The following is a 25,202-nucleotide window of genomic DNA, read 5'->3' on the forward strand; positions in this document are numbered from 1 at the left end:
GCAAGAGCCTCTAAATTTTAATGTCCATACATTATGTTTGGTAGCCAAAGTGAAATTTGCGGTATATAAGTAACCAAGATAAGGCCAAAGAACAAGGTTAGCGTCCATGGCAAGCACGCCACGATGACCTCTTTTAAGTTCATATTTGTAAGACCGCTTGCGACAAATAAATTTAGTCCAACAGGCGGGGTCACCATACCTATCTCCATATTTACAACCAAGATGATACCAAAGTGTATAGGATCAACGCCAAGTTGCGTAGCTATCGGAAGCAAGAGTGGCACCATGATCATGATAACGCTTGAAGGCTCCATAAACTGACCCATGATAAAGAGCAAGATATTTACAAATATTAAAAATCCTATCATGCCGATATTTGCGTCAAGTATCATCGAAGCGATCGCTTGTGGGATCTGCTCGCTAGTTAGCAAATATGCAAAAACAACGGCATTTGCGATGATGAAAAATATCATAGCTGTTGTAAGGGCTGAGTCTAGGCAGATGTCCCAAAGATCTTTTATCTTTATATCTCTATAGATAAAAAGTGAGATAAATAGCGCATAAACAGCACTTGCCGCAGCAGCTTCAGTCGGAGTGAATATGCCTCCATAAATTCCGCCAATAACCACAACGACGATAAGTAGCGCCCAAAATGCTTTTGCAAATTTCTGCACTCTTACTTTAAATGGCTCAGCCTTAGTCGCTTTAAATCCAAGCTTTTTTGCTCCAACGTAGGTTTGCGCAAGCATCATGCCACCAAGCATAAGACCAGGTACGACGCCAGCCATAAAGAGCTTGCCGATACTAACCTCAGCAGTTACACCATAAACTATCATAACAACTGAAGGTGGGATCAAAATTCCAAGCGAGCCAGCCGTAGTTATGCCGCCCACTGCGTACTCTTTTGGATAGCCAGCCTCTTTTATAGCTGCAAACATAATTGAACCAATGGCCACAACCGTCGCAGGCGAGCTTCCAGAGACGGCTGCAAAGATGATGCAGGCAAATATCGCACTCATAGGCAAGCCACCTGGCAAGTGTCCGACCATAGACTTTGCAAAGTCGATGATACGTCTTGCTGAGCCACCTTTACTTAGTAAATTTCCAGCCAAGATAAACATCGGTATCGCCATTAGCGAAAATTTATTGATACCATCAAAAATTAGCTGCGGGATCGTAGCGATGTCGATATCTGTAAAAAATATCATAGTTAAAACGGTACTTGTGCCTAGCGAAACCGCTACTGGCACGCCTATTAGCATCAGCGCAAAAAGCAGGATAAATAAAAATGCTATTGTCATCTTCTTTCTCCTTAGTCTTTGACTACGCTACCATGAGCTAGCTCGTGCGCTTCGTTGCTTACGACCTTTGCTGCTGGAGTTAGAGCTACTTTGATTGCCTTTTCAGCTGAGCGGTAGCTAGCTGTGACGAAGGCTATTGGAAGCACTAGCATAGGGACCCATTGAGGTATGCCAAGGTCAATGATCATCTGCTCGATCTCGTGCAAAATTTTAAGATAATCAATCGAATAAACCGCGATAAATATCAAAAATACAGTCGTTAAGATGTGCGAAAAGAGCAGGCATGCTTTCGCAAGCGCTGGTGGAAATTTCTCCACCAAGATAGTTACGCTCACATGAATGCCCTTGTTAAAGCCATACGCTGCGGCAAAAAATGCCGACCAAATAAATAAGTAGTTTGATAGCTCGCTCGCCCACGACCAGCTTTTGTCAAAAAAGTATCTAGCCACGACGTTGGCAAAGGCTAGTAGCGTTCCACTAGCTAGCCCTAAAACGGAGATAGTCTTATTGAGCGAGACTATCAATATATCAAGAGCGTTAATGAAATTTTTCATTATTTTGTCTCGATTGTTTTTTCTATAAGCTCTTTGCCGATGACATCGTAAAATTTAGGATAGATAGCCTGCATAGTCTTCTCCCACTCAGCTTTTTGTGCGTCGTCTATCTTGAAAATTTCTAGCTTTTTGGTATCTGCTATATATTTTTCAAGCTCGGCTATAACGTGAGCGTCCTCTTTAGCTGTCTCTTCTCTCTCGTAAGCTGTAGCCTCGCTTAGAGCCTGTTTTACATTTGCTTTTAGATCATCTGGTAGTTTGTTCCAAAATTTATCACTCATGACGACTAGATAGCCTAGATATCCGTGGTGTGAAAGCGTAAGAGAGCTTTGAACCTCGTGAAATTTAGAGTTATAGAAATTTGATAGTGGGTTTTCGGTCGCATCAACTACGCCTTGTTGAAGCGCAGAATAAACCTCTGAAAATGGCAGAACTTGTGGGTTGCCACCGATCGCTTTGATCTGCTCTTCAAGCACTTTTGAGCTTTGGATTCTAAATTTTTGTCCTTTTGCATCTTCTGGCACAAGGATCGGTTTTTTACTTGAGCTAAAGTGCTTAAATCCAGCATCCCAGTAATCAAGCGCCACAAAGCCCTTCTTAGTCACAAGGCCTTTTAGCTCCTCGCCAACTGCGCCATCTTGAACCTTATGAAGGTGGTCTGCATCTTTAAAGATGAAAGGCAGGTCAAATAGCTGAAACTGCGGCACGATAGGTGTAAATTTAGAAAAACTTGGAGCTGCCATTTGAACGTTACCAAGCTTTAGCGCACCAAAAACTCTGTCATCATCAAGTAGCTGTGCTGATGGGAAGACTTGAACTTTTATCTTGCCGCCACTTAGCTCCTCAGCACGCTTAGCAAAAAAGTCAGCTGCCTTGCCCTTTGGCGTAGAAGCTGCGACAACGTGAGCAAATTTGATCGTATAGACCTTATCCGCACCAAATGCTAAGCCACTGATGGCACATGTAAAAAGTAAAGCTTGTAAGAATTTCATCTTTCATCCTTTGTAATAGTTTTGATAGGTGCATTATAAATTTCAAAAATAAAAATTTAGAAATTTTGTTTCATAAATTCACATATCTTTATTTTTATATGTGTATTTTTGTAACATTTTTGATCTAAAATGGATAGTTTTTACTTTGTAAATTTAACGTAAAAATTTATTTATCATTTTTATAGTCTATTTTTGTTACTTTTCTACACATATTTTTATATTATTTTTTACATTTAGAGAAATTTAAATTTACTTTTCTTGCTTTTGCAAAGCTAAATTTGCTCTTTTAGGATATAAATTTTCACTCTTTTAACCACAAATTTGTAAAGCAAATTCTCCTATCTTTTATAAATGTAAAATTTAGCTTTTATAAAAACGCCCTATTTTTGGCTTAAAATTTAAAAGATTTTGTTTGTTAATCTTTTGTGGCTATAATGCGAAATAACAAATTTTATTATTAAGGAATTATTATGTTTGAATTAAGAAAACTTCCGTTTGACGCAAACCACAACGCAGTAGTAAGTGCTAAAACCTGTGAATACCACTACGGCAAGCACCACGCAACCTATGTTGCAAATCTAAACAATCTCATAAAAGATACAAAATTTGCTAACGCATCATTTTACGAGATCCTAAGAAATAGTGAAGGTGGCCTTTACAACAACGTCGCTCAAGTCTATAACCACGACTTTTACTGGGACTGCATCGCTAAAAAAAGCGAGATATCAAGCGAGCTAAAAGCTGCGATTGAAGCAAATTTCGCAAATTTTAAAGAGGAATTTTTAAAAGCAGCTACAACGCTTTTTGGCTCAGGCTGGGCGTGGCTTGTATTTGACCCAAGCAGCAAAAAGCTAGAGATCGTGCAAACTAGCAACGCAAAAACTCCAGTGAGCGATGGCAAAGTGCCACTTCTAGTCGTTGATGTTTGGGAGCACGCTTACTACATCGACAACTTCAACGCTCGTCCAAAATACCTAGAGACATTTTATGAGAACATAAACTGGGAATTTGTAAGCCAAGCTTACGAGTGGGCGCTAAAAGAGGGTCTTGGCTCAGTTGAATTTTACACAAAAGAACTACATAAATAATATATGGCGGGAGCTCCCCGCCTTTAAATTTCTGCTTTTTACTCAAATTTAACTATCAAATTTATCATTTTAAGAGAGTGAAAATTCTCGTTTTAGCAAGTGATCTTTTTAGAAATTTAAAGCCAGAATGAGCTAACTCATCTTTAAATTTCTGCTTTTATATAAACTTTAAAATCATCAAATTTCTAAGCAAAATCACTTTTTGAAAGATAATGCGAACGGCTTAAAATCTCGTTTTACCAAGTGAGTTTTCTTAAATTTAAAGCTGGCGCAAGATATCTCACTTTCAAATTTCTATTTTTCAAATTTGAGTTGCTAAATTTAGTAAGCAATAGGCACAATGGTTATAACTTTGAAATGGCATAAAACGCTTGCTTTAGTGGTCTAATCTATTTTGATGCGGTGGCTTTCACTTTAAATTTAGTGCTATAAAACAACTTCACGCCTTTAAATTTAAAAACACCCTGATACTCTCAAAATGATCGCGGTCTTTACTGCTTTGAAAATGCCTCTAAGCATTCGCGTTCAAAGGCTTTTTGCTTTAAATTTAACGCAAATCAAGATCAGCGCGAGTGTTATCTCACCTTAAATTTCTCTTTTTCAAATTTAAACTTCTAAATTTATGAGCGAAAGCCACATTAATGCTCAAAATAAGCGCTATTTTATTGCCTCAAAACAACTCCCAAGCGCGACCACGACACTATTTTTGACTAATACACGCTAGCGAAGTAGCAAAATGGCAAAAACTGGCTTATGTGACTAAGCCCCCCCTGCTTAAATTTAAAGCAACCAAAAAATAGTATAAGCTCGCTAGACTTTAAATTTATCAGAAAACTTACTTTGATATTTAAGAAATGGGGGCAGTATTTGTTACTTCAAAATGCCCCTGGTAGCTACTTTGTATCAAGCAAAGGCGGCTTAAATTTCAAAGCCACCCAGCCAAAATTTATCTTTTTGAAGTGTATAAATTTATCCCATTTTGCAAGCGTTTTAGCCCTTCAAGCACCCTTTCGCGTTGCGTTGCGATATTCATACGAAGGAAAAATCTATCTCCTCTGTAAGCATTACCGTCATTTAGCCACAGCCCTGCCCTGTCGCGCAAGAAATTCATAAACTCACTCGAATCCTCACAAAACGCACTACAGTCAAGCCACAAAAGATAGGTCGCACTCGATGGCAGGAGCTTCACTGGCAAGCCTTGCTCTTTTATAAAGTTTGCAACGAACTTTTTGTTTTCAAAAAGATACTCTCTAAGCTCATCAAGCCACGCCTCGCCCTCGTTAAACGCAGCGATTGCGGCGATGATCGCAAAGGCATTTGCCTCGCCGACCTCATCGTAGTTGATAGCGGCATTTAGCCTTGCTCTGATCTTTTCATTTGGCGTAACGACGGCTGAGCTTTGAAGGCCAGCTATATTAAAGGCCTTTGTAGGCGAGATGCACGTGATGGAGTTGTTTTTGCAATCCTCGCTAACGCTGATAAATGGCACGTAGTTTAGCCCAGGATCAGTTATGTCGCAGTGAATTTCATCGCTGATAACCAAAACATCGTGCTTATAGCAAAGCTCGCCTATCTTTTTTAGCGTCTCTTTGTCCCAAATTTTGCCTATTGGATTGTGAGGATTACACAGAAGCATCATAGTAGTTAGCGGCTGAGCCAGCTTTGCTTCAAGGTCCTCAAAGTCGATCTCGTAAGAGCCATTTTTATAGACGAGGTCGTTTGATAAAATTTCACGTCCGTTGTTTTTGATGCAGTTAAAAAAGACGTGATAGACGGGCGCTTGCACTAAAATTTGATCTCCTGGGCTGCTAAATCTCCTAATAGCAGTCGAGATAGCTGGTATGACGCCAGTGCAAAAGCACATCCACTCGTTCTCTAAGCTCACATTGTGACGTCTTTGCCACCAGCTCTTTATCGCTTCGTTCCACTCTTTTGGGATGAAAGAGTAGCCAAAGACGCCGTTATCAAGGCGCTTTTGCAAGACGCTTAAGATCTCAGGTGCGGCCTTAAAGTCCATATCTGCAACCCACATCGGCAAAACATCGCTCTTCATACGCCATTTTGATGAGTTTGTGCCTTCTCTGCTTACTAATGTGTCAAAATCGTACTTCATAGCTTTTCCTTAAATAAAATTTTAAATCAATTATAACCCAAAAGATACTAAGATGATTTAAAAATTTAATACCAAAAAAGGAAAAATGATGAAACTAGCTCAGGCTCTCATCCTAAGATCTGACACGCAAAAGCGCATCGAACAGCTAAAAGTTAGGCTACTTAGCAACGCAAAAACGCAGGAGAATGAAAGTCCAAGCGAGGATCCAAAGCTGCTTTTAGAAGAGCTTGACAAGCTAACAAGTGAGCTTTTTAGGCTCATTTGCTCTATAAATTTAACAAACTCGAGCGCTAAATTTGATGGTATGAGCCTCACTGAGATGATCGCTAAAAAGGACACTTTGACGCTAAAAGCAAACGTGCTTAGGGAGTTTGCCACAAGTGCTAGTCAAAAGGTCGATCTTTACTCAAACAGCGAGATCAAAATTTTAAGCACAGTCGATGTGGCCGCACTTCAAAAGCAAGTAGATGCGCTTTCAAAAGAGATCAGAGAGCTTGAGATGAAGCTTCAGGAGGCAAACTGGACGGTTGATCTAGTAGAGTAAAATTTATGGTAAAAATTTAGCCAAAAGCGAGTAAAAACCATACATTGGCAGCTTGCGAAGACCAGGCAAAAGCTTAAATTTAGTCTTAGCAATCTTACAAATGCAAATTTAAAAAGCACTTTTACTACCACTTACTGGTTTGGCTATATTTTGGGTGGGTTTGGGGAAAATTAATCTTTATCATGTAAAATTTCGTAAATTTTTAAAAAGGAAATTTATGAAACTAGACACTCTAATCGTAAAAGGCATCGAAGCTAAAAACAACCCAAACAAAGCGGTCGTTCCGCCTGTATTTTTAGCTAGCACCTTCGTGCAAGATGACCTTGAAAATTTTCAAGAATTTGCCTACTCACGCGGCAACAACCCTACAAAAAAGGCATTTGATGATATCTTTGCTAAAGTTGAAGGTAGTAAATACGCATTTAGCTTTGGCTCAGGCATGGCAGCAACAGCAGCCGCACTTAGCCTTATAAAAACAGGGCAAAAAGTCCTGCTAAATAGCAATGTCTATGGCGGCACATATAGATATGTCACTACAGTTTTTGAAAGTCACGGCATAAAGAGCGAATTTATAGATGATCTAAATTTTTTAAGCGAAGATGACATAAGCGACGATGTGGCAGCTATCTTCATTGAAACTCCCTCAAACCCTCTCTTAAGAGTGACTGATATCGCTAGAATTTCAAAGATCGCTCACAAAAAGGGCGCTCTAGTCATCGTGGATAATACATTTTTGACGCCTTATTATCAAAAAGTGCTTGAGCACGGAGCTGACATCGTGGTATATAGCGCTACAAAGTATATCGGCGGACACGCTGACGTGATCGCTGGTATCGTCACGCTAAACGATGATGCTTTGGCTGAAAAGATCAAATTTGCCAAAAACACGCTTGGTGGCATCATCAGCCCAATGGATGCATACTACCTCATACGTGGGCTTAAAACGCTTAGTGTTAGGTTTGACAGGCAAACGCAAAATACCCATAAAATCATCAAATTTTTAGAGAATAATGACGCCGTTAGCGTGGTGCATTTCCCTGGCTCATACAGCGAGCAAGAGGCAAAGATGCAAGCGGCTCAAGCAAGCGACATCGGCGCTCTTATCTCATTTGAGCTTGATGAAAAATATGATGTAAATAAATTTGTAAAAGCGCTAGAAATTTTTGATCTAGCAGTGAGCCTTGGTGGCGTAGAGAGCCTTATCTGCAGGCCTGCTACGATGACGCACGAGGCATATCCAAAAGAGTTGCTAGACAAGATCGGCATAAAGCAAAATTTGCTTCGCCTAGCCATCGGCATCGAAAACGTCGATGATCTAATAGCCGACCTTGATCAAGCATTTAAAAAAGCTAAAAGATAAGGAGAAATCATGGCAACTACAAAATTTAAAGGCAGTGAGGTAAATTTAAGCGGGAACGAGCTATTTGTCGGCTCTTATGCGCCTGAAGCCAGAGTCGTAGCACAAGATCTTAGCGAATTTAGCGTGGGCGGAAATAATGGCATAGAGGTGCTTGTCTGCTTGCCTTCACTTGATACTGGCGTTTGCGCGGCAGAAGCACGTAAATTTAACGAAAAAGTAGCCGGCAAACACGGCGTAAAACTTAGCATCATCTCAAACGACCTGCCATTTGCGATGGGGAGATTTTGCACGACTGAGGGCATAGCAAACCTGCGCGTGGGAAGCGACTTTAGATACGGAGAATTTGCCCAAAAATACGGCATGCTGATGAGCGACGGGGCGCTAAAAGGCTTGCTTGCAAGAGCGGTCTTTGTCATCAAAGATGGTGTCATCATCCACAAGCAAATCGTCCCTGAAGTGACCCAGGAGCCAAACTACGACGCAGTTTTTGACGCGATAAAACAAAGCGGCGGATGTGGTTGTGGCTGCGGCTGCCATTAAAATTTACTATGCAAAGAGCCCAGCTATGATGGCAAAGAGCTGACTGCCTGCCACCACTAGCTCGGCGCCATCTTTTACGTCCCTTAACACTGGCTTTATCGAGGCTAGTTTTAGGCTTGATTTTTCTTTTATTTGTTCGTTTTTCGGAGGCAGGTCTTGTGTGATAGTGGCGTATTTTTTGATGATCTCTACCACCTGTTTTATCTCATCTGGCAAATTTTCATCCAAATTTTTAGGCAGTGAGATATACAAATTTTCACGGCTTCTAGTTAGTAAAACGTAAATTTTTCTATAAAAAAGCGCCCTTTCATTTTTATATATGGTTTGCAAAAACGGCAAAAAGTTGTGGATGATGACATTTTGCGCTTCAAGGCCTTTAATAGACTGTATCGTCAAAACCTCTACGTTTTTGCCTTCTGGCAAGACGCTCTCTTTTATGGCATTTACAGCAACCTTGCTATTACTTAAAATAACACTTGTTTCGCCATCTGGTAAGGCACATTTATTGCCTCTTGCTCTTTAGTATCAAGGTAACTTTTGTATATTTTCATCTAAGCGTTAAATTTACTTTGTTCTCACACTTTTTTGAGATTAAAATTCTGCTATTTTTAGCCTTGACAAAAACACAGTTTTTTCCACAATTTAACACGGGTCATGTTTATATTAAGTTCTAAAAAATTGAAAATAGAAATGACTGAAAAATTAAAAAGTGATTTGAAATTTGAAGTGGCCGGGAGATAGGGATTCGAACCCCAGGAGACTTTCACACCTCAACGGTTTTCAAGACCGCCGCTTTCGACCGCTCAGCCATCTCCCGATTAAAGATTTGTGATTATAGCCAACTTTGCTTAAAATTTGCTATAACCACTAAGAATTATTCTGTTTTTTCTTTGACGTAGCTAGCGCCGTCATTGATCTTTTCTTTAGTCCATTCTTTGGCGTTGTGGCTATCTTCTTTTACGCCGTGCCAAGTGTTTGAACAACCTACTGCAAAAAATGCCATGCAAACTATTAAAAGCAACTTTTTCATTGTTAATCCTTTAATTTGGTTTTTTGAAGTCTGGAGGCGACACCCGGATTCGAACCGGGGATCAAAGCTTTGCAGGCTCATGCCTTACCACTTGGCCATGTCGCCGTTTTGGTGGTGCCCGAGACCGGACTTGAACCGGTACGGTAAAAACTACCGAGGGATTTTAAGTCCCTTGCGTCTACCATTCCGCCACTCGGGCAAAATTTAATGGAGCGGGAAACGAGATTCGAACTCGCGACCCCAACCTTGGCAAGGTTGTGCTCTACCCCTGAGCTATTCCCGCACTAAAGGTTGCAATGTTACCCAAAAGTTGCTTAAAAATTTATTTTATAAAAACGACTTTCAAAAAAATGTAAGCCATAAAAAGATAAAATACCAAATCTTTTGGGGTTATAGCTCAGCTGGGAGAGCGCTTGAATGGCATTCAAGAGGTCGGCGGTTCGATCCCGCTTAACTCCACCATGGTTTTACTTTCTTTTTTACTTACAAATATTTTTACGTTTTTCATGAAATTTTATGTCAAATATATGTAAAAATTTAGAATTCTTTCGCTACATTAACAAAATGCAAAATTTAAAACAATATGTAAATAAAATTTTAAAAGATCATAACGACGAGCGTGTTTTTAGCTTTGAATTTGATGGGCAAAAATTTTGGTTAAAACGCATTGAAAAGAGCATTGAAGGCAGCTTTTTAACTAAAATTTTTAAACCAAACCCTTATAGGTCATTTGCTGCTGAGATAAAAAAGCTTGAAATTTTAAACGAGGCAAATGCCCCTGCTCCAAAACTCGTGCTAAAAAGTGATGAATTTTTCGTTATAGAAGATGTTGGAGAGCCAGTTGCTAGGCTATTTAAATATAGCACCGATGAAAAATTTAAGCATAAAATTTTACTAAAAGTAGCCCGTGCATTAGCTGGACTTCACACTCTAAATTTCGCGCACGGACGCCCAGCACTTAGGGATATCGCCATAAAAAATGACGAGATAAATTTTATTGATTTTGAGTCAAAATTTTTTAGCGATGATCTAGAGCTTAGAAAGTGCCGTGATCTGCTAGTTTTCATCCACGAGCTCTACCGACAAAAAATTTCAAACGGGCTTGTAAAAGAGGCGATTGATGAGTATGTTAAGGCTAATGGCAGCGAAATTTACGAGCACTCTTTGCGATTAATAGTGAAGTTTAAGCCACTTTACTACCTGCTAAAGCCGTTTAAATTTTTAGACAAGAAAGATCTAAATGCGGCTATTTCAACATTTGAGCTACTTTTGCCAGCCGCAAAATCTAAAATCACATCAAGATAACTAAAAAATAATCTTCTAAATTTTATCTCTGCTTAACAAAAAATAAATTAATATTCGTTATTAAAATTAAAAGGAGATATATGCTTTTCAAGCGTAACAAAATCATTTTCAACATCCACCTAATAATCGGTCTGATCGCGACTATACCGCTACTTATCATGACACTTGCAGCGCCATTTGCCTCTTATAGAGAGGAGATCAAGTCCGCGATAAATGAAAAATATATAAATTTAGCATCTAGTGAAAAGCCAAATTTAAGCTTAAGCGAGATCCTCGCCAAAGCAAAAAGTGAGATCAAATTTGACACTCTTGAAAACGTGCAAATCGGCGGCGAAAACAAAGCTTATAGCATCAGCGTCACTAAAGATAAAAAGCTCTTAAATTTCTTCATCGACCCACGCACCGGCGAGGTGATCAGCGAAGACTTGGGCGAGAAAACTCGCATGATAATACTAAGCCTACATAGAAATTTAGGCCTTGCCCTGCTTGATAGCAAAGTCCCAGCCAACATCGGCAAGCAAATAGTCGCCATTAGCTCCATCATCATGGCGCTTCTTGCCATCAGCGGCCTCATCCTCTACGCACCAGCGATCAAGCGAAATTTACTAAATTCGCTCAAAATCAAAACAAACGCAAAGGGCTACGCCTGCTTTTACAACCTCCACACTAGCCTTGGCACCTACGTGGCGATCCTGCTTGTCGTGATGTCGCTAACTGGCCTTTACTGGTCTTATGGCTGGGTCAGAAATAGCGTAAATAGCGTATTTTTCGAGCTAAAACCAAGCCAGGCGCAAAGGGCAATGCTTCAAAGAAATTTAATCCCAATAAGCGACGAGAAATTTAAAGAGATCGAGACTGCGGAGCAAATTTTTAAAGACAATGTCACGCTAGAGCTAAAATCACTCACTATAAACGTGCCTGAAAACAACCAAAGCACCTACACCATAAACTACGAAACTAGCGAGAGCCAAGTGGGCAAACTAAAGCTTGACGCTAGCGCTGGTAAGATCAAAGAAAATAAGCTTGTTAGCAAGGCTGAAAGTATCCCAGAGGCAAAAAAGGCTGGCCGCAAGGTGCTTAGCCTGCACACTGGAGAGATGTTTGGCGAGGTCGGTCAGATCATCTTTGCCACCTCTTGCGTGATCGCGGTTTTACTAATAATAACTGGCTTTTTGATGACCATAAAAAGGACTAAGGCACTCTAAATAAAAGTAAATTTTTACCTTGCTTTGGGTAAGATTTTAAGAAATGTTTACCACAAACAAGAGAGAAATTTATGAACAGAAAACGCATCTACAACCCAAGTTCAAATGAAAATTTGACCGACAGAAGAGTCTTTAACGGCAACCCACACGGTATTTTAAATTTCACCAAGGCAAAATACGAGTGGGCGTTAAAGCTTTGGGACCTCATGGAGGCAAACACCTGGTTTCCAAAAGAGGTCGATACTACCGACGACGTGCGCGACTACGCCTACAACCTCACAGAGGCTGAAAAACGCATGTACGACCTAGTTTGGAGCCAGCTCATCTCGATGGATAGCTTCCAGACAAACAACCTAGCTGACAACATTAACCCTTACATCACCGCACCAGAGATCAACGCCGTGCTAAGCCGCCAAGCCTACGAGGAGGCAAACCACAGCAAGTCTTACGCTGTCATGGTCGAGGCGATCTGCGACAACACCGACCTCATCTACGAGATGGAGAAGCACGACGACGTCTTACGCGAGAAAAACGACTATATCTCAAGTGTCTATGAGGAGCTTGCAGGCGAAGTGACTGATGAGAAGCTGCTTCTTGCGATGGTTGCCAACCAAATTTTAGAGGGCATCTACTTTTACAGCGGCTTTACAGCGATCTACGCTCTAGCTCGCGCTGGCAAGATGCTAGGCTCAGCGCAGATGATACGCTTCATCCAACGCGACGAGATCACACACCTACTTTTGTTTCAAAACATGATAAATTCAGTTCGCAAAGAAAGACCTGACCTTTTCACTCCCGAGACTGAGGCAAAAATTTATGATATGTTTGAAAAAGCTGGAAATTTAGAGATCAAATGGGGCAAATACATCACTCAAAACCAAATAATGGGCTTTACCGACGATATCATCGAGCAGTACATCCACTATCTCATCGACCAGCGCCTAGTTGCGATCGGTCTAAAACGCAAATACAACGTCGCTCACCCGATCAAATGGGTCGATGACTTTGCTAAATTTAACGACCAAAAGTCAAATTTCTTTGAAGCAAAGGTGACAAACTACAGCAAGGGAAGTATCAGCTTTGATGACTTTTAAAAATGGCATCTTAGCCCTTTTCTGCGTGCTTTTTGTGGGGTGTGCGAGCAGTGGCAGCCAGAGGGCGATCGACATAGCAAATAAGGATCTATTAAATAGTTTTAACCCTTACATACTTGCAAAAACAAATGAAACCAAAGATGCCGTCACCTACCAAAGCATGCCAGCTGGCGATGTTTGGCCAAGTCTAGCGCCTATTGGCTCTGCACTTGTTGTTGATGTGTTTAAAGAGATAAACAAAACATGCAACTTCAAATATAGCGATCTAAAAGAGACTAGGATGGTATATTTTGACGATAAAACCTCGTTTTCTTATGAAGTTTGGGTCTTTAACGACCCGCTCTCAGGGCGCGATGATAAGATCACAGCTATAACTGTTTTGCTAAAGCCAATGCCTGATATCGGTGGAACGGATATGGATTTTAGGATACCAGCAGATTGCCATGCGCCAAAGCAAACTACATTTGTATTTGGAAAATAAATGAGCGAAAATTTAAACCTAATAAGTCTAACTTTAAAGGCAAAAAATGCAACAGATCGGCTAGAAGAGCTTGCAAATTTAGTTGAGACTGCGCCTGAAAACTCTCTCCTCCTTGCAAGCGAGCTTTGCATAAGCGGCTATGATTTTGACGGCTTTTTTGCTGGGGCGAACAAAGCGATGCTTGGTGGCATGATAGGCAGCTTTGATGCGATGCTGCTTGAGCGCTTGCAAGAGGCACTTAGCCCAGATAAATTTCTTGGTTTTACACACCTTAGCAGTCTAAACAAAAGCGCAGGGCTCGCTCAAATTTCAAATCTAAATCCGCACCAACCAAAAATTTATAACGAATTTTTACTTCTTAACTCAAACAATGTCTTTCATTCGCAGTTTAAGGCTGAGCTTTTTAGGCCAAATTTAGAGCACGAGATCTTTGCCGCCGGCGAAGTGAGCGATATAAATGCATTTACATTTAAAGGGCTAAAGCTTGGCGTGCTGATATGCTTTGAGCTGCGTGATAGCAGGCTTTGGGCAAAGCTAAGAGGATGTGACATCATTATGGTGCCAGCCATGTGGGGCAAGGCCAGAGAGGACGCCTACCTTAGCCTTTGCAAGGCGCTTGCGATCGCAAATAACTGCTACGTCATGATATCAAGCTCGCTTGATCTTGAGCTCGCTGGGGTCTTTTTGCCAGATGGCACGCTGGAGAAAAGCGCAGTTTTTGACGCAAATTTGATAGCGCAGATAAAGAAAAATTTAGGGCTTTTATAAATTTTAAGATAAGCTTTAAATCGTATAATAACGATTTAAAATTTGTTTAGGATAGAAATTTTGACCCAATTAGAAGCGATAAAATGCCAAAATTTAGCTAGCGACATAGCCGATGAGATCACGCTAAGTCCGCTTTTGTTTGACGCGATATCAACAACCGAGCGTGAAATTTTCGTGCCTATCCCTGCACATGCTTACAAGCTTGACGCGCAGCCGATACTGGGTAATCAGTGGATCAGCTCGCCACTAACGGTGGCAAAGATGACGATGGCGCTAGAGTGCGAAAACGTGGATAACATCCTAGAAATAGGCTGTGGCAGCGGCTATCAAGCAGCGATACTAAGCAAGCTCGCACATAGAATTTTTAGCGTCGAACGCATAGAAAAGCTAGCCATGGAGGCAAAAAAACGCTTCGAGACGCTAAAGATCAAAAACGTGCACGTAAGATATGATGATGGCAACAACGGCTGGCGAAGCTACGCGCCGTTTGATAGGATTTTACTCTCGGCTGCTGCTGATGAGATCTCGCCAAATTTATTCGCTCAACTAAAAAATGGCGGCATCTTGGTCGCTCCAATGAAAAAAGATGGCAAGCAGTTTATCGCTAAATTTAGAAAAGACGAGAGTGGAAATTTAGAAAAAGAGTTTTTAGACGAGTGCCTTTTTGTGCCACTTCTTGAAGGCAGAGAGTAGAGGCTTTTACCTCTACAACTACCACCTAACTAGCCACTCACCGTTAGGGTGCTGCGTAAATATAAGATCATCAAATTTTGTAGTTTCTTCGCCATCTGCTGTGATAAATGTAACGCTAAAACTAAATGCGTTTTTGGCGATAAATTTCACATTTTCTATGCTCAAGATATCGACGTTATCGCTACAAGTGCCACTAGCCCTTTTTAAATGGCTATCATCTCTTCGTAGCGCAGGTGCCCTTGTGCCACCTTCCATAAATTTATCATTTTTATTAGCCTTATAGCATGCCATATTTGCTAAAAATTCCTGCATCCTAGGCTTTGCGCTATCAAATTTGGCTTGATACTCCTTTGGCACCTTAATGCCCAAAATAGCGCCTGGTACCGTCTGACCAACTAAATTTCTACTTTTTGTTAGCATTGGCTCGCTTTTTGGATCGCAAAAGGCAAGGCTACCAAAAACGGCACAGAGCACAATGGCAAGAAGCGATTTTGTTTTCATTTTTCTCCTTTTTAGATAAGAGCCATTCTATCTTGTGCCACTTAAAAGTTGCTTGAGTTATAAATTTAAAGAATAAATGTGAGTTTTTAGGAGAGGCAAAGCCTAAGCCTTGCCTTGAATTAGAATTTATTAGAATTTATAAGTGTAGCCTGTGTAAATTCCCACACTTGTATCTCTTAGCTGAGCGCCACTATTTTTCTTATAAAATGTCTTATCAGCTTTTAGACCAAACTCAAGCGCGTTGTGAGCGTCAAATGAGTACTGACCGCCAGCTTTTGCACCAACTAACAAACCTTTGAAATTTTTCTTGCTAGTTTCGTTTTCAAAGCTTTGTCTAACACTTAGATAACCAAGACCAGCATAACCGCCAAGTACGGCTTTAAAGTTTTCAGTGATGTTTGGAGTGTAGTCAGCGCCTGCTATAAGCTTATGTTTGCTCCATTTTGCGTCTGCTTCGCCAGCATTTTTTCTAGCTTTAAAGTCGTAGTAGTAGCCACCATACGCTCTATAGCTGTCAAAATCATAACCGCCATAAAAGCCAAGTCCGTAGTGACCTTTATTGAAGTTATTTTTTTCGCTTTTTGCGATATTTTTAGTTTTGATCTTTGAGTTGAACGAATAATCACCCTCGCCACCGACAAATGCACCTTGCGCAAGTGCAGCTGAACTAACTAAAGCTAAAACCAAGCTTGATTTTACAAGTAAATTTTTCATACTTCTCCTTTAAAAATTTTCGTGATTTTACTATTACGCGTTTAATCTATATGAAATTTAAATTTAACAAAGCCCTATTTTTCGCTATTTTTAGCCTTTAAAATTTAAATTTATTTATATTTACTATTAAATTTTAAAATTAGAAAAAATTTTCATCAAAGGAGAGAAAATGGCACTAGATAAAGAGCTAGTAAATTTCGGTGAAGAGCATGAGCTAAATACGATCCTTTCAAAATTTGGCAAATCACAAAGCCAAAAAAATAGAGCAACACTAGGCGAGCTTGGCAAAAAATGCAAGGAAAAACTTGCTAAAAGAGTGCTAACTCAAGACGAATTTGGTGAGTTTGTAAAAGCACACCTAAAAGAGCTTGAAGACAAAAAAGCTTAAATCTCTGGGGGAGACCCCAGAAAATCTTACTTGCAATCCTCTTTTGTCAAATTTATCACAGCAAAATTTTTGCCGTTCTCGTAGTTATATATCCACGAGGCTTTGTCGATAAGAGGGTTTTTACTACTACAAAAGTCCTCTTTTAACATTTCAGTCTGCAACTTTTTAAACTCATCTATCTGCTCTTTATTAAATTTACTAAATTTAATATCCTCGCTATCATTTATAACAAACGTGGTTTTTAGGGTCTCATTTTCACATGTAGCACCTGTTATTACGCTATTTTCATCGACTCTTGTGGGAGCTGGCTCATCGATCATGCTTACAACAGCTTTAATAAATGCATTATCACAATCAACCGCAAACGTAGCAGTTAAGAGTATAAATAGAGACAATATTATTTTCTTCATTTTGTAGCCTTTTTGCAAAGTATATTAAATTTAATGGTAAAAATACTAGAGATAAATTTGCGCCCAAACTAGGACGCAAATTTCTTAAGGAGGGAATGTTTAAAATTAAAATTTATAAGTGTAGCCTACATAAAGACCGATGTTGCTCTCTCTAACTTTAACTTCTTCAATTTTTCTATAAAAAGTATAGTCAGCCTTAACGCCAGCCTCTAAAATATTGTTTTGATCAAGTAAGTACTCAGCACCGAATTTTGTGCCCAACACAAAACCAGTTGAGTGTTGTGCACTATCTGAATTATCTACCTTAAATTTTATTCTTGAAACGCCAGTATAAGCACCTGCTACAAGCTTAACATCGCTGGTAATGCTTGGAGTATAGTCGGCACCTGTTAGAAAGCTGTGTTTATTCCACTTAATTGTATATTTTTCACCATCATCTTCTAACTCTTTTTTAGTCTGAAAATTATAAAAATAAGCACCATAAGCTCTGAAGTTGTCAAAATCATAACCAGCTTTTATGCCACTGTTAAATTGACCTTTCCTAAGTCTTGCTCCATCGTTAGCCTCAGATAACTTTACATTTGACGCAAAAGAGTATCCGCCCTCGTAACCAATAAATGCTCCCTCTGCCATAGCAAATGAGCAAACCGCACATGCAATAATGCTAGCTTTAAAAAATGAACTTTTCATTTTCAATCCTTTAAAAATATAATGTAAATGTAATTTTACGGATTTTTATTTAAAATATTATTAATTTATAATATTAAATAAGCATTGATAAATTTACTTTGTTTATAAACTTCGTATTTTAGGGATTTATAAAAATAAATTTATGAAATTTTGAATTATTAAAAAGTAACACCTAGTCGTTAAATTTCAAACAACTAGGCAAAATGCTATAAAATTTCTCTTATGAGAAGCTGCGATATAAGAGGTCAGCTAAATGATTTTTGGAGATAAACTATTTCTAAAAAAGCTTAAATTTCTAGCTTTTCTGTATTTTTATCAAATAACCCATTAAATTTAATAGATAAAATTTATAACTTTCAAAAAATATCTAAAAATTTGGCATCCTAAGAAGCATTTGCAAGTGTAATGTAAGAGGACAAAGAGCTAGTCGAAGTATTAAATTTACCATCCTCTTCTATGATGTATATAGTGATGCTCGTAGCTATTTTCAGCACCACAGCCAGCCTTTAAAAGGCCACGCACTATACCGCCGCCGCCAAGCGCTTCTGGTCCTAATGATCTATCCCAGCGATCCTCGCATTCATGTTTTTTAGCCTCTTTATAAGCTACCTCGCAAAGGGCCAAGAAGATGCCAAGCGCAATCGATATTATAAATTTATGAGTAGTGCTTAGTTTGGCATTATTGGCATTAGAAGGATCTGCCTCTTTTTTATTTTTAACTTTACTTGTTCTTTTTCTTCTTAGTTTGTCCATCTTTTTACTTTAATAAAAGAGCAAAATTTAAAGCCATTTTCATATCAAATTTACAAAATTTCTCTTATGAGAAGCTGCGGCGTAACAAGCCCGCGGAACGAATTTTTAGATACGCAAAAGATGATATCTATCATTTCACCTACTCTAACGTGCCTTGTGAAGTTAAAAAACAGTGCCTCAAGCGTTTTGTTGTCTTTTTGCAAGATAAGTTTTAAGTGGTTTTGATCCCTACCTATGAGCCTCTCGTTTTTCACGACAGCGTTTTCTATCTTAAAGACTGGGCGTGGATTTTTCTGTCCATACGGCTCATAAAATTCCAAAATTTCAAGTAGCTCAAAGTCTATCTCGCTTGGCATTATGTCGCCAAGTAGCTCATCTGAGCTTTTACACTCTTGCATATTTAGGCATGAGCAGCTTTTATTTATCGCCTCTTTAAATTTTTCCAAATTTTCAGGTGCAAGGGTTAGCCCTGCTGCACCTTTGTGACCGCCGTAGCTTGTTAGCAGATCTTCGTGGCTTGCGATGAGTGATAAGATATCAAGCTTGCCAACGCTTCTAGCGCTACCTTTTGCGCGGCCTTTATCGATGCTAAAGACGATAGCCGGCTTTGCAAAGTGCTTCGCAAGGCGGCTAGCTACGATGCCTATCACGCCCTCATGCCACTGCTCCCCCCAAGTGATGATGACCTCATCGTCCTCTTTTACGTCCTTTAGCGAGCATTCAAAGAGTTGGCGCTCCTCCTCTTTTCTTGAGTTGTTAAACTCGATAATCGTATCAAGATAGTTGTAAGCCTCTTCAATGCTCTTTGCACGCAAGAAGTTAAATGAATTCATCGCATCATCCATGCGTCCGGCTGAATTTATAAGAGGCGCTATAAGAAAGCTGATATCATCGCACTCAAATTTATCCTTGCCGTAAAACTCTTTTATGACGCAAAATGCCGAGCGCTTCGAGGCATTTAGCTTGCAAATACCCATGCGAACAAGCATCCTGTTCATATCTCTTAGCTCCATCATATCAGCGATTATCGCGATGGCTAAAAGCTCTAAAAACTTGCTCATATCGTAGTTTAGCTTGCAAACATCCTTTAGCGCTCCAACCAAATACCAAGCCACTTCAGCACCGCAAATTTCGATATTTGGAAAGTTGCAGTCCTCTTGTTTTGGATTGATGATGGCGTAGGCTTCTGGTAAAACGGCTGGTGGCATGTGGTGATCTGTGATGATGAGATCGATGCCTTTTTCTTTGCAGATGCTAGCTGCCTCATTAGCTGAGATGCCGTTATCGACGGTGATTATTAGACTCACATCGCTTGCAAGCTCGTCGATGATCTCAGGATTTAAGCCGTATCCGTCCTTAAAGCGGTTTGGGATCTTTACTAGGTAGTTTTTTACGCCAAGATCATCAAAAAACTCGGCTAAAATCACACTTGAAACCACGCCATCAACGTCATAATCGCCAACAATAGCAATATGTTCGTTTCTCTCGATCGCTTCTTTGATGCGATTAGCGCCTTTGTAGATATCCTTTAGAGCGCTTGGCGTTGGAATTTCACTAAGTTTTTTGTGTATGTCGTTACAAAATCTACGTGCTAGTAAATTCCTAATATCCTCTTTAGTTAACATAGCTTTGGCAAGGACTTTTTGACGCCCTGCCAACTTTTACTAATGCTATTTGCTCACTTAAATTTACACCCAAACTGCCAAAAATTTGGCAACAAAAATGCTTTTTTTTCATCGTAATCTTTCGTCTTTATTTTGAATGCTTTGATTATATCTTTTTGAAATTTAATTTCTTATAATTTTCAATGAAAGTAAGATTTTTAGGGCAAAAAACTTTTGTTAAATTGATACTCTTTATAAATTAGCCATTGTAAATTTGAAGTAAAAAATGAGAGAAATTTTAAGTAAAAATTTGGCAAGAAAGCTTGCCAAATTTATCATTTTACGTGATTAGCCAAGCTTGCTTTTATAAAGCCTAGTATCACAGGGTTTGGTCTAGTTAAGCGGCTAGTAAATTCAGGGTGACACTGCACGCCTACAAACCACGGATGGCCTTTTAGCTCGATCGCCTCTACTAGTCCGTCGCTTTCGCCACTTACTATTAGACCAGCCTTTTCAAAGGCCTCTTTATATTTTGGATTTGCCTCATAGCGGTGGCGGTGACGCTCTTTTACGCTCTTTGCGTTGCCATAAATTTCAGCCAAAAGCGTCTTTGGCTTGATGTCGCAGTTGTAAGCACCTAGCCTCATAGTGCCGCCAAGTGGGCTTGTGTGCGTTCTTATCTGCTTTTTGCCGTGAGCATCGATGAAGCTATCTATTAGATAGATGATAGGATTTTTGCACTCTTTGTTAAATTCCATAGAATTTGCATCTTCTAAGCCCAAAACATCCCTTGCAAACTCGATCATCGCTAGCTGCATACCAAGGCAAATTCCAAGATATGGGATCTTATTTTCACGAGCAAATTTTATGGCCTGCATCTTGCCTAAAACGCCTCTTTCTCCAAAGCCGCCAGCTACTAATATGCCATCCACGTCCTTTAAAAGCTCATTTACATTACTCTCTTCTATCTTTTCGCTATCTATCCAGCGTAAAATTACCCTAGCGTCCAAATTTGCTCCAGCATGAATGATGCCCTCAGTTAGGCTCTTGTAACTCTCTTTTAGATCTATATATTTGCCTACAAAGGCGATTGTTGTTTCGTTTGTTGGAGCGATGATCCTTTTTACTAGGCTATCCCAGTTTGCCATGTCTGGTTTTAGCTCACCAAAGCCTAAATTTTCAGCGATCGGAGTTAATATATCTTGCTTTAAAAATGAAAGTGGAATTTGATAGATACTTGCGCTATCTAAGCTCTCTATGACGCAGTTTTTCTCTACACCACAGCTTGCTGCGATCTTATCTTTTAGCTCGCGGTTTAGTGGCATTTCAGATCTGCAGATGATGATATCTGGGGTTATGCCGATGCGTCTTAGCTCGCCTACGCTGTGCTGGGTTGGCTTTGTTTTTAGCTCGCCAGCTACTTTGATAAATGGCACGAGTGTTAGGTGGATATTTAGCGCTCTTTTTTTGCCAACTTCTACTCTTAGCGCCCTTATCGCCTCTAAAAATGGCAAGCCCTCGATATCGCCAACGGTTCCGCCGATCTCAACGATGAGTACATCTTTGCCCTCGCCTGCTTTTTTGATACGATCAACGATCTCGCCAACGATATGAGGGATCACTTGTATAGTCTTTCCAAGGTAGTCGCCACGTCGCTCTTTTTCGATAACTGAGCTATAAACTCTGCCCGTTGTAAAGTTATTGTCCTGACTTAGGCTCTCATCTAAAAATCTCTCGTAGTGACCAAGATCTAGGTCTGTTTCAGCGCCATCGTCTGTGACGAAGACTTCGCCGTGCTCTAGTGGGCTCATCGTGCCTGGATCTACGTTGATATATGGGTCAGCTTTTAAAACGCTCACCTTTAAGCCAGAATTTTTAAGTAATGTCGCGATAGACGCAGCTGCGATGCCTTTTCCAAGTGAGCTTAAAACGCCACCTGTGATAAAAATATACTTCGTCTCTTTTGCCATCAAAATTTCCTTAACTTTAGTTATTTTTTAATCTGCCGATTATACCCCTTAAATATTTAGTAAGGCATTAATCTTGCAATTTTTAAAAATTATTCTTTAAGTTTTTTTGTTATAGACTTCGAAATCATGATTAAAAACTGCTTAAAAAACATCGCCTCTTTATATATAGACGGCTTTAAAAATATGAAAATAGGCAAGAAACTATGGCTTCTCATAGCAATAAAGCTTATCATTATGTTTGGGATATTAAAGGTCTTCATCTTTGATGAAACTCTTAATACCAAATTTCAAACCGACGAAGAAAAAAGCGAATTTGTAATTCGTAATTTAATAAAGGAATAAAATGTCTGAGATGGATTTTGTTGATTGGTCTAGGGCTCAGTTTGCGCTGACTGCCATTTACCACTTTTTGTTTGTCCCGCTTACGTTGGGGCTAAGTTTTATCATCGCCATTATGGAGACGATATATGTCAAAACTGGCGATAAGGCCTGGCTTGAGATAACGAAATTTTGGCTAAAGCTCTTTGGTATAAATTTCGCTATCGGTGTGGCAACTGGCATCATCATGGAGTTTGAGTTTGGTACAAACTGGGCAAACTATAGCTGGTTTGTCGGCGATATATTTGGCGCTCCACTTGCGATTGAAGGCTTGCTAGCATTTTTCATGGAGAGTACATTTTTTGCCATTATGTTTTTTGGCTGGGAGAAGGTTAGTAAGAAATTTCACCTGCTTTCAACTTGGCTTGTTGCGATCGGTTCAAATTTAAGCGCACTTTGGATCTTGATCGCAAATGGCTGGATGCAGTATCCAATAGGCATGAAATTTAACCCAGATACCGCTAGAATGGAGATGCAAAATTTCTTCGAAGTCGCGCTAAATCCACTTGGTATCACTAAATTTTTACACACAGTAACTAGTGGCTACACTATCTCAGCTCTTTTTGTGATAGGAATTTCAGCTTGGTTTTTGATCCAAAAACGCCACATCTTGCTTGCTAAAAAAAGCATCGTCGTTGCTAGCGCATTTGGTCTTATCACTTCGGCATTTTTGCTACTTAGTGGCGATGAGAGCGCATATCTTGCGGCTCAAAAGCAGCCTATGAAGCTAGCAGCCATGGAGGGACTTTACAAGGGCGAGAAAAACGCTGGCCTAGTTGCAGCTGGTATTTTAAACCCAGCTAAAAAGCTTGGCGATGAGAGCGATGCCTTTTTGCTTGAGATAAAGGTACCTTACGCACTTGGCATCATGGCAAACAGGGAGCTTGACTCATTTACACCGGGTATAAACGACCTACTTTACGGCAACAGCGAGCACAATCTAATAAGCGTAGAAGAGAAGATGGCAAAGGGCAAAGTAGCTATCGAAGCTCTTAAAAACTACAAAGAGGCTAAAAAAGCAAACGACGAGAGCTTGATGAAGAGCTCGCTTTCAAATTTAGAGAGCAACCTAAATTTCTTAGGATATGGCTATCTTAAGGACGCAAAAGATGCTGTGCCACCAGTTGCACTTACATTTTATAGCTTCCACATCATGGTCGCACTTGGCACATATTTCATAGCTCTTTTTGCTATCACTCTTTATCTAAATCTCTCAAGAAAATATAAATTTGAAAACATAAGAGTATTTTTGTGGGTCTGCCTCTTTACCATACCACTTGGCTACATCGCAGCTGAGGCTGGCTGGATAGTAGCAGAGGTCGGTCGTCAGCCATGGGCGATACAAGATCTCATGACCGTTGGCGTCGGAGCTACAAATTTATCTGACTCAAATGTCAAAATTTCATTTATATTATTTGCTGTTTTATTTACGGTCTTACTGATAGCTGAGATCAAGATCATGCTTAAGCAAATAAAGATAGGATTTAACGATCATGCATAGTTTAAGCTTAGAAAATTTACAAATTTATTGGTGGTTTATAGTTAGCCTTCTTGGCGGACTTTTGGTATTTATGATGTTTGTTCAAGGCGGCCAGTCGCTCATCTTTAGCCTTGGCAAGGACGAGCTTAAAAGAGATATGCTCATAAATTCTATCGGTAGAAAATGGGAGCTTACATTTACGACGCTTGTTATGTTTGGTGGCGCGTGCTTTGCGGCGTTCCCGCTATTTTACGCTACTAGTTTTGGTGGCGCTTACTGGGTTTGGCTGGCTATTTTATTTTGCTTTATCATCCAAGCTGTAAGCTACGAGTACCGCAAAAAGCCTGATAACTTCTTAGGAGCTAGAACTTATGAAATTTTCCTTTTCATAAATGGCTCACTTGGCGTTATCCTTATTGGCATGGCGGTTAGTACATTTTTTAGTGGTAGCGACTTTGTGTTAAATGAACACAACTTTGTCGAGTGGAAAACTCCATTTCGCGGTCTTGAAGCTTTGGCAAATCCTTACTTGTACTTGCTTGGCATAGCGATGTTTTTCTTATCTCGCGTAGGTGGCTGCTTATATCTTATAAACAACATCGCTGATGGCGAATTTATACAAAACGCTAGAAAACAGCTAATTATCAACACCGTGCTATTCTTGCCATTTTTCTTAGGATTTCTTGCTTGGATACTTACAAAAGATGGCTTTGCATACGACGCAAATGGCGTAGTTAGCCTTGTTGCTTACAAATACGCTATAAATTTGATCGAGATGCCTGTCGCTGGCGTGCTACTACTTGTTGGCGTGCTTTTGGTACTTGTTGGAATTTTCCAAGGAGCATTTACAAAAAGCATCCGTGGAATTTTTGCTTACGGCGTTGGCGTAACTCTTGCTGTAACCGCGCTATTTTTGATAACAGGACTAAATGGCACTGCATTTTATCCGTCATTTAGCGACCTTTCTAGCTCGCTAACTATCAAAAATGCAAGCTCTAGCCACTACACACTTGGCGTTATGGCTTATGTTAGCTTACTAGTGCCAGTAGTACTTGCCTATATATTCATCGTCTGGAGAGCGATAGATAGCAAGAAGATCACGCAAGATGAGATCAAAAACGATCATCACGCATACTAAGGATAAAAGATGTTAGAAGCAGGAATTTTTTTGATACTTTGGCCAGTAACACTATTTATTAGCTACAAATTTGTTCTCTTTTCTCTCAAGAAATTTGACGCAAATAAC

Annotated in this window: 27 protein-coding genes and 5 tRNA genes; 15 read left to right on the forward strand and 17 right to left on the reverse strand. The window is 39.8% G+C overall.

The features are described from left to right. Positions 1–17: 17 nt before the first annotated feature. From CVS81_RS07200 to CVS81_RS07210, 3 genes are read right to left on the reverse strand one after another with little or no spacing between them, the layout of a single operon-like run. Positions 18–1,301 carry a TRAP transporter large permease gene (locus CVS81_RS07200; protein ID WP_107965536.1) on the reverse strand — a complete coding sequence of 428 codons (1,284 nt, stop codon included), beginning with the start codon at positions 1,299–1,301 and terminating at the stop codon, positions 18–20. 11 nt (positions 1,302–1,312) lie between these two features. Beyond that, positions 1,313–1,855: a TRAP transporter small permease gene (locus CVS81_RS07205; protein WP_107965537.1), complete on the reverse strand. Its 543-nt coding sequence runs from the start codon at positions 1,853–1,855 to the stop codon at positions 1,313–1,315. Then, positions 1,855–2,847, reverse strand: coding sequence for a DctP family TRAP transporter solute-binding subunit (locus CVS81_RS07210; protein ID WP_103571353.1), 993 nt, complete (start codon positions 2,845–2,847; stop codon positions 1,855–1,857). Before CVS81_RS07210 ends, CVS81_RS07205 begins: the two co-directional genes overlap by 1 nt. 470 nt (positions 2,848–3,317) lie before the next feature. On the opposite strand from CVS81_RS07210, the gene sodB reads away from it, so the two are divergent. Continuing rightward, complete coding sequence (sodB, locus tag CVS81_RS07215) at positions 3,318–3,935, forward strand: superoxide dismutase [Fe] (protein ID WP_107965538.1); 618 nt, start codon at positions 3,318–3,320, stop codon at positions 3,933–3,935. A gap of 946 nt (positions 3,936–4,881) precedes the next feature. Here sodB and CVS81_RS07220 read toward each other — a convergent pair. Then, entirely contained in the window at positions 4,882–6,048 is a 1,167-nt protein-coding gene (locus tag CVS81_RS07220; RefSeq protein WP_107965539.1) for a MalY/PatB family protein, read from the reverse strand. Between the two features lie 88 nt (positions 6,049–6,136). Here CVS81_RS07220 and CVS81_RS07225 point away from each other — a divergent pair, with 88 nt between their 5' ends. The 3 genes from CVS81_RS07225 (at position 6,137) to tpx (ending at position 8,492) form a co-directional block, all read left to right on the forward strand. After that, complete coding sequence (locus tag CVS81_RS07225; RefSeq protein WP_107965540.1) at positions 6,137–6,592, forward strand: DIP1984 family protein; 456 nt, start codon at positions 6,137–6,139, stop codon at positions 6,590–6,592. A gap of 217 nt (positions 6,593–6,809) precedes the next feature. Then, positions 6,810–7,952, forward strand: coding sequence for a trans-sulfuration enzyme family protein (locus tag CVS81_RS07230; RefSeq protein ID WP_103568879.1), 1,143 nt, complete (start codon positions 6,810–6,812; stop codon positions 7,950–7,952). Positions 7,953–7,961: 9 nt separating this feature from the next. After that, positions 7,962–8,492 (forward strand): thiol peroxidase, encoded by a 531-nt coding sequence (tpx, locus tag CVS81_RS07235; protein WP_107965541.1) that lies wholly within the window; start codon positions 7,962–7,964, stop codon positions 8,490–8,492. 6 nt (positions 8,493–8,498) lie between these two features. Here the strand turns inward: tpx and CVS81_RS07240 are convergent, their stop codons facing one another. The 6 genes from CVS81_RS07240 to CVS81_RS07260 form a co-directional block, all read right to left on the reverse strand. Further along, on the reverse strand, positions 8,499–8,915 hold the full coding sequence (locus tag CVS81_RS07240) for an ATP-binding domain-containing protein (protein WP_107965542.1): 417 nt from the start codon (positions 8,913–8,915) through the stop codon (positions 8,499–8,501). Between the two features lie 304 nt (positions 8,916–9,219). Beyond that, positions 9,220–9,309: transfer RNA gene (locus CVS81_RS07245), tRNA-Ser, on the reverse strand. Between the two features lie 57 nt (positions 9,310–9,366). Then, positions 9,367–9,522 (reverse strand): hypothetical protein, encoded by a 156-nt coding sequence (locus CVS81_RS09890; protein WP_021086361.1) that lies wholly within the window; start codon positions 9,520–9,522, stop codon positions 9,367–9,369. Between the two features lie 31 nt (positions 9,523–9,553). Further along, positions 9,554–9,627, reverse strand: a tRNA-Cys gene (locus CVS81_RS07250). Between the two features lie 7 nt (positions 9,628–9,634). After that, positions 9,635–9,721: transfer RNA gene (locus CVS81_RS07255), tRNA-Leu, on the reverse strand. A 9-nt stretch (positions 9,722–9,730) separates the two neighbouring features. Continuing rightward, a tRNA-Gly gene (locus tag CVS81_RS07260) sits at positions 9,731–9,805 on the reverse strand. 103 nt (positions 9,806–9,908) lie between these two features. Between CVS81_RS07260 and CVS81_RS07265 the strand changes: the two genes are divergently transcribed. The 7 genes from CVS81_RS07265 (at position 9,909) to CVS81_RS07295 (ending at position 15,068) form a co-directional block, all read left to right on the forward strand. Then, a tRNA-Ala gene (locus CVS81_RS07265) sits at positions 9,909–9,984 on the forward strand. Positions 9,985–10,086: 102 nt separating this feature from the next. Next, complete coding sequence (locus CVS81_RS07270; protein WP_107965553.1) at positions 10,087–10,827, forward strand: spore coat protein; 741 nt, start codon at positions 10,087–10,089, stop codon at positions 10,825–10,827. An 80-nt stretch (positions 10,828–10,907) separates the two neighbouring features. Beyond that, positions 10,908–12,032: a PepSY-associated TM helix domain-containing protein gene (locus CVS81_RS07275; protein ID WP_107965543.1), complete on the forward strand. Its 1,125-nt coding sequence runs from the start codon at positions 10,908–10,910 to the stop codon at positions 12,030–12,032. A gap of 71 nt (positions 12,033–12,103) precedes the next feature. Then, complete coding sequence (locus CVS81_RS07280; protein WP_009494790.1) at positions 12,104–13,126, forward strand: ribonucleotide-diphosphate reductase subunit beta; 1,023 nt, start codon at positions 12,104–12,106, stop codon at positions 13,124–13,126. Further along, complete coding sequence (locus CVS81_RS07285) at positions 13,116–13,607, forward strand: hypothetical protein (RefSeq protein ID WP_107965544.1); 492 nt, start codon at positions 13,116–13,118, stop codon at positions 13,605–13,607. Before CVS81_RS07280 ends, CVS81_RS07285 begins: the two co-directional genes overlap by 11 nt. After that, the gene (locus CVS81_RS07290) at positions 13,608–14,375 is read left to right on the forward strand and encodes a carbon-nitrogen hydrolase family protein (RefSeq protein WP_107965545.1); all 768 of its coding nucleotides are present in this window, start codon (positions 13,608–13,610) and stop codon (positions 14,373–14,375) included. It begins immediately after the preceding gene. 60 nt (positions 14,376–14,435) lie between these two features. Next, positions 14,436–15,068 carry a protein-L-isoaspartate(D-aspartate) O-methyltransferase gene (locus tag CVS81_RS07295; protein ID WP_103571494.1) on the forward strand — a complete coding sequence of 211 codons (633 nt, stop codon included), beginning with the start codon at positions 14,436–14,438 and terminating at the stop codon, positions 15,066–15,068. 18 nt (positions 15,069–15,086) lie between these two features. Here the strand turns inward: CVS81_RS07295 and CVS81_RS07300 are convergent, their stop codons facing one another. Next, entirely contained in the window at positions 15,087–15,569 is a 483-nt protein-coding gene (locus CVS81_RS07300; RefSeq protein WP_107965546.1) for a hypothetical protein, read from the reverse strand. A gap of 129 nt (positions 15,570–15,698) precedes the next feature. Continuing rightward, positions 15,699–16,283, reverse strand: coding sequence for a hypothetical protein (locus CVS81_RS07305; protein WP_012140604.1), 585 nt, complete (start codon positions 16,281–16,283; stop codon positions 15,699–15,701). Between the two features lie 169 nt (positions 16,284–16,452). On the opposite strand from CVS81_RS07305, the gene CVS81_RS07310 reads away from it, so the two are divergent. Further along, positions 16,453–16,671 (forward strand): hypothetical protein, encoded by a 219-nt coding sequence (locus CVS81_RS07310; protein ID WP_021089255.1) that lies wholly within the window; start codon positions 16,453–16,455, stop codon positions 16,669–16,671. Positions 16,672–16,697: 26 nt separating this feature from the next. On the opposite strand, the gene CVS81_RS07315 is transcribed toward CVS81_RS07310, so the two are convergent. From CVS81_RS07315 to CVS81_RS07335, 5 genes are all read right to left on the reverse strand, one after another. After that, complete coding sequence (locus CVS81_RS07315; protein ID WP_107965547.1) at positions 16,698–17,081, reverse strand: hypothetical protein; 384 nt, start codon at positions 17,079–17,081, stop codon at positions 16,698–16,700. 105 nt (positions 17,082–17,186) lie between these two features. Beyond that, positions 17,187–17,771 carry an outer membrane beta-barrel protein gene (locus CVS81_RS07320; RefSeq protein WP_159070973.1) on the reverse strand — a complete coding sequence of 195 codons (585 nt, stop codon included), beginning with the start codon at positions 17,769–17,771 and terminating at the stop codon, positions 17,187–17,189. Positions 17,772–18,212: 441 nt separating this feature from the next. After that, the gene (locus CVS81_RS07325; protein WP_107965548.1) at positions 18,213–18,524 is read right to left on the reverse strand and encodes a hypothetical protein; all 312 of its coding nucleotides are present in this window, start codon (positions 18,522–18,524) and stop codon (positions 18,213–18,215) included. A gap of 50 nt (positions 18,525–18,574) precedes the next feature. Further along, positions 18,575–20,149 (reverse strand): single-stranded-DNA-specific exonuclease RecJ, encoded by a 1,575-nt coding sequence (recJ, locus tag CVS81_RS07330; protein ID WP_021083763.1) that lies wholly within the window; start codon positions 20,147–20,149, stop codon positions 18,575–18,577. Between the two features lie 314 nt (positions 20,150–20,463). After that, positions 20,464–22,098: a CTP synthase gene (locus CVS81_RS07335; RefSeq protein ID WP_107965549.1), complete on the reverse strand. Its 1,635-nt coding sequence runs from the start codon at positions 22,096–22,098 to the stop codon at positions 20,464–20,466. A 126-nt stretch (positions 22,099–22,224) separates the two neighbouring features. Between CVS81_RS07335 and CVS81_RS07340 the strand changes: the two genes are divergently transcribed. The 3 genes from CVS81_RS07340 to CVS81_RS07350 are packed head-to-tail and all read left to right on the forward strand — an operon-like array spanning position 22,225 to position 25,094. Next, on the forward strand, positions 22,225–22,440 hold the full coding sequence (locus CVS81_RS07340) for a DUF4492 domain-containing protein (RefSeq protein ID WP_009295224.1): 216 nt from the start codon (positions 22,225–22,227) through the stop codon (positions 22,438–22,440). Position 22,441: 1 nt separating this feature from the next. Continuing rightward, the gene (locus tag CVS81_RS07345) at positions 22,442–23,977 is read left to right on the forward strand and encodes a cytochrome ubiquinol oxidase subunit I (protein ID WP_107965550.1); all 1,536 of its coding nucleotides are present in this window, start codon (positions 22,442–22,444) and stop codon (positions 23,975–23,977) included. Continuing rightward, a complete protein-coding gene (locus CVS81_RS07350; RefSeq protein WP_234399539.1) occupies positions 23,967–25,094 on the forward strand; it encodes a cytochrome d ubiquinol oxidase subunit II in 1,128 nt (375 codons plus the stop codon). The genes CVS81_RS07345 and CVS81_RS07350 overlap by 11 nt, the downstream gene beginning before the upstream one ends. Positions 25,095–25,202: the final 108 nt, after the last annotated feature.

Source organism: Campylobacter concisus (assembly GCF_003049065.1).
Classification (GTDB): domain Bacteria; phylum Campylobacterota; class Campylobacteria; order Campylobacterales; family Campylobacteraceae; genus Campylobacter_A; species Campylobacter_A concisus_BE.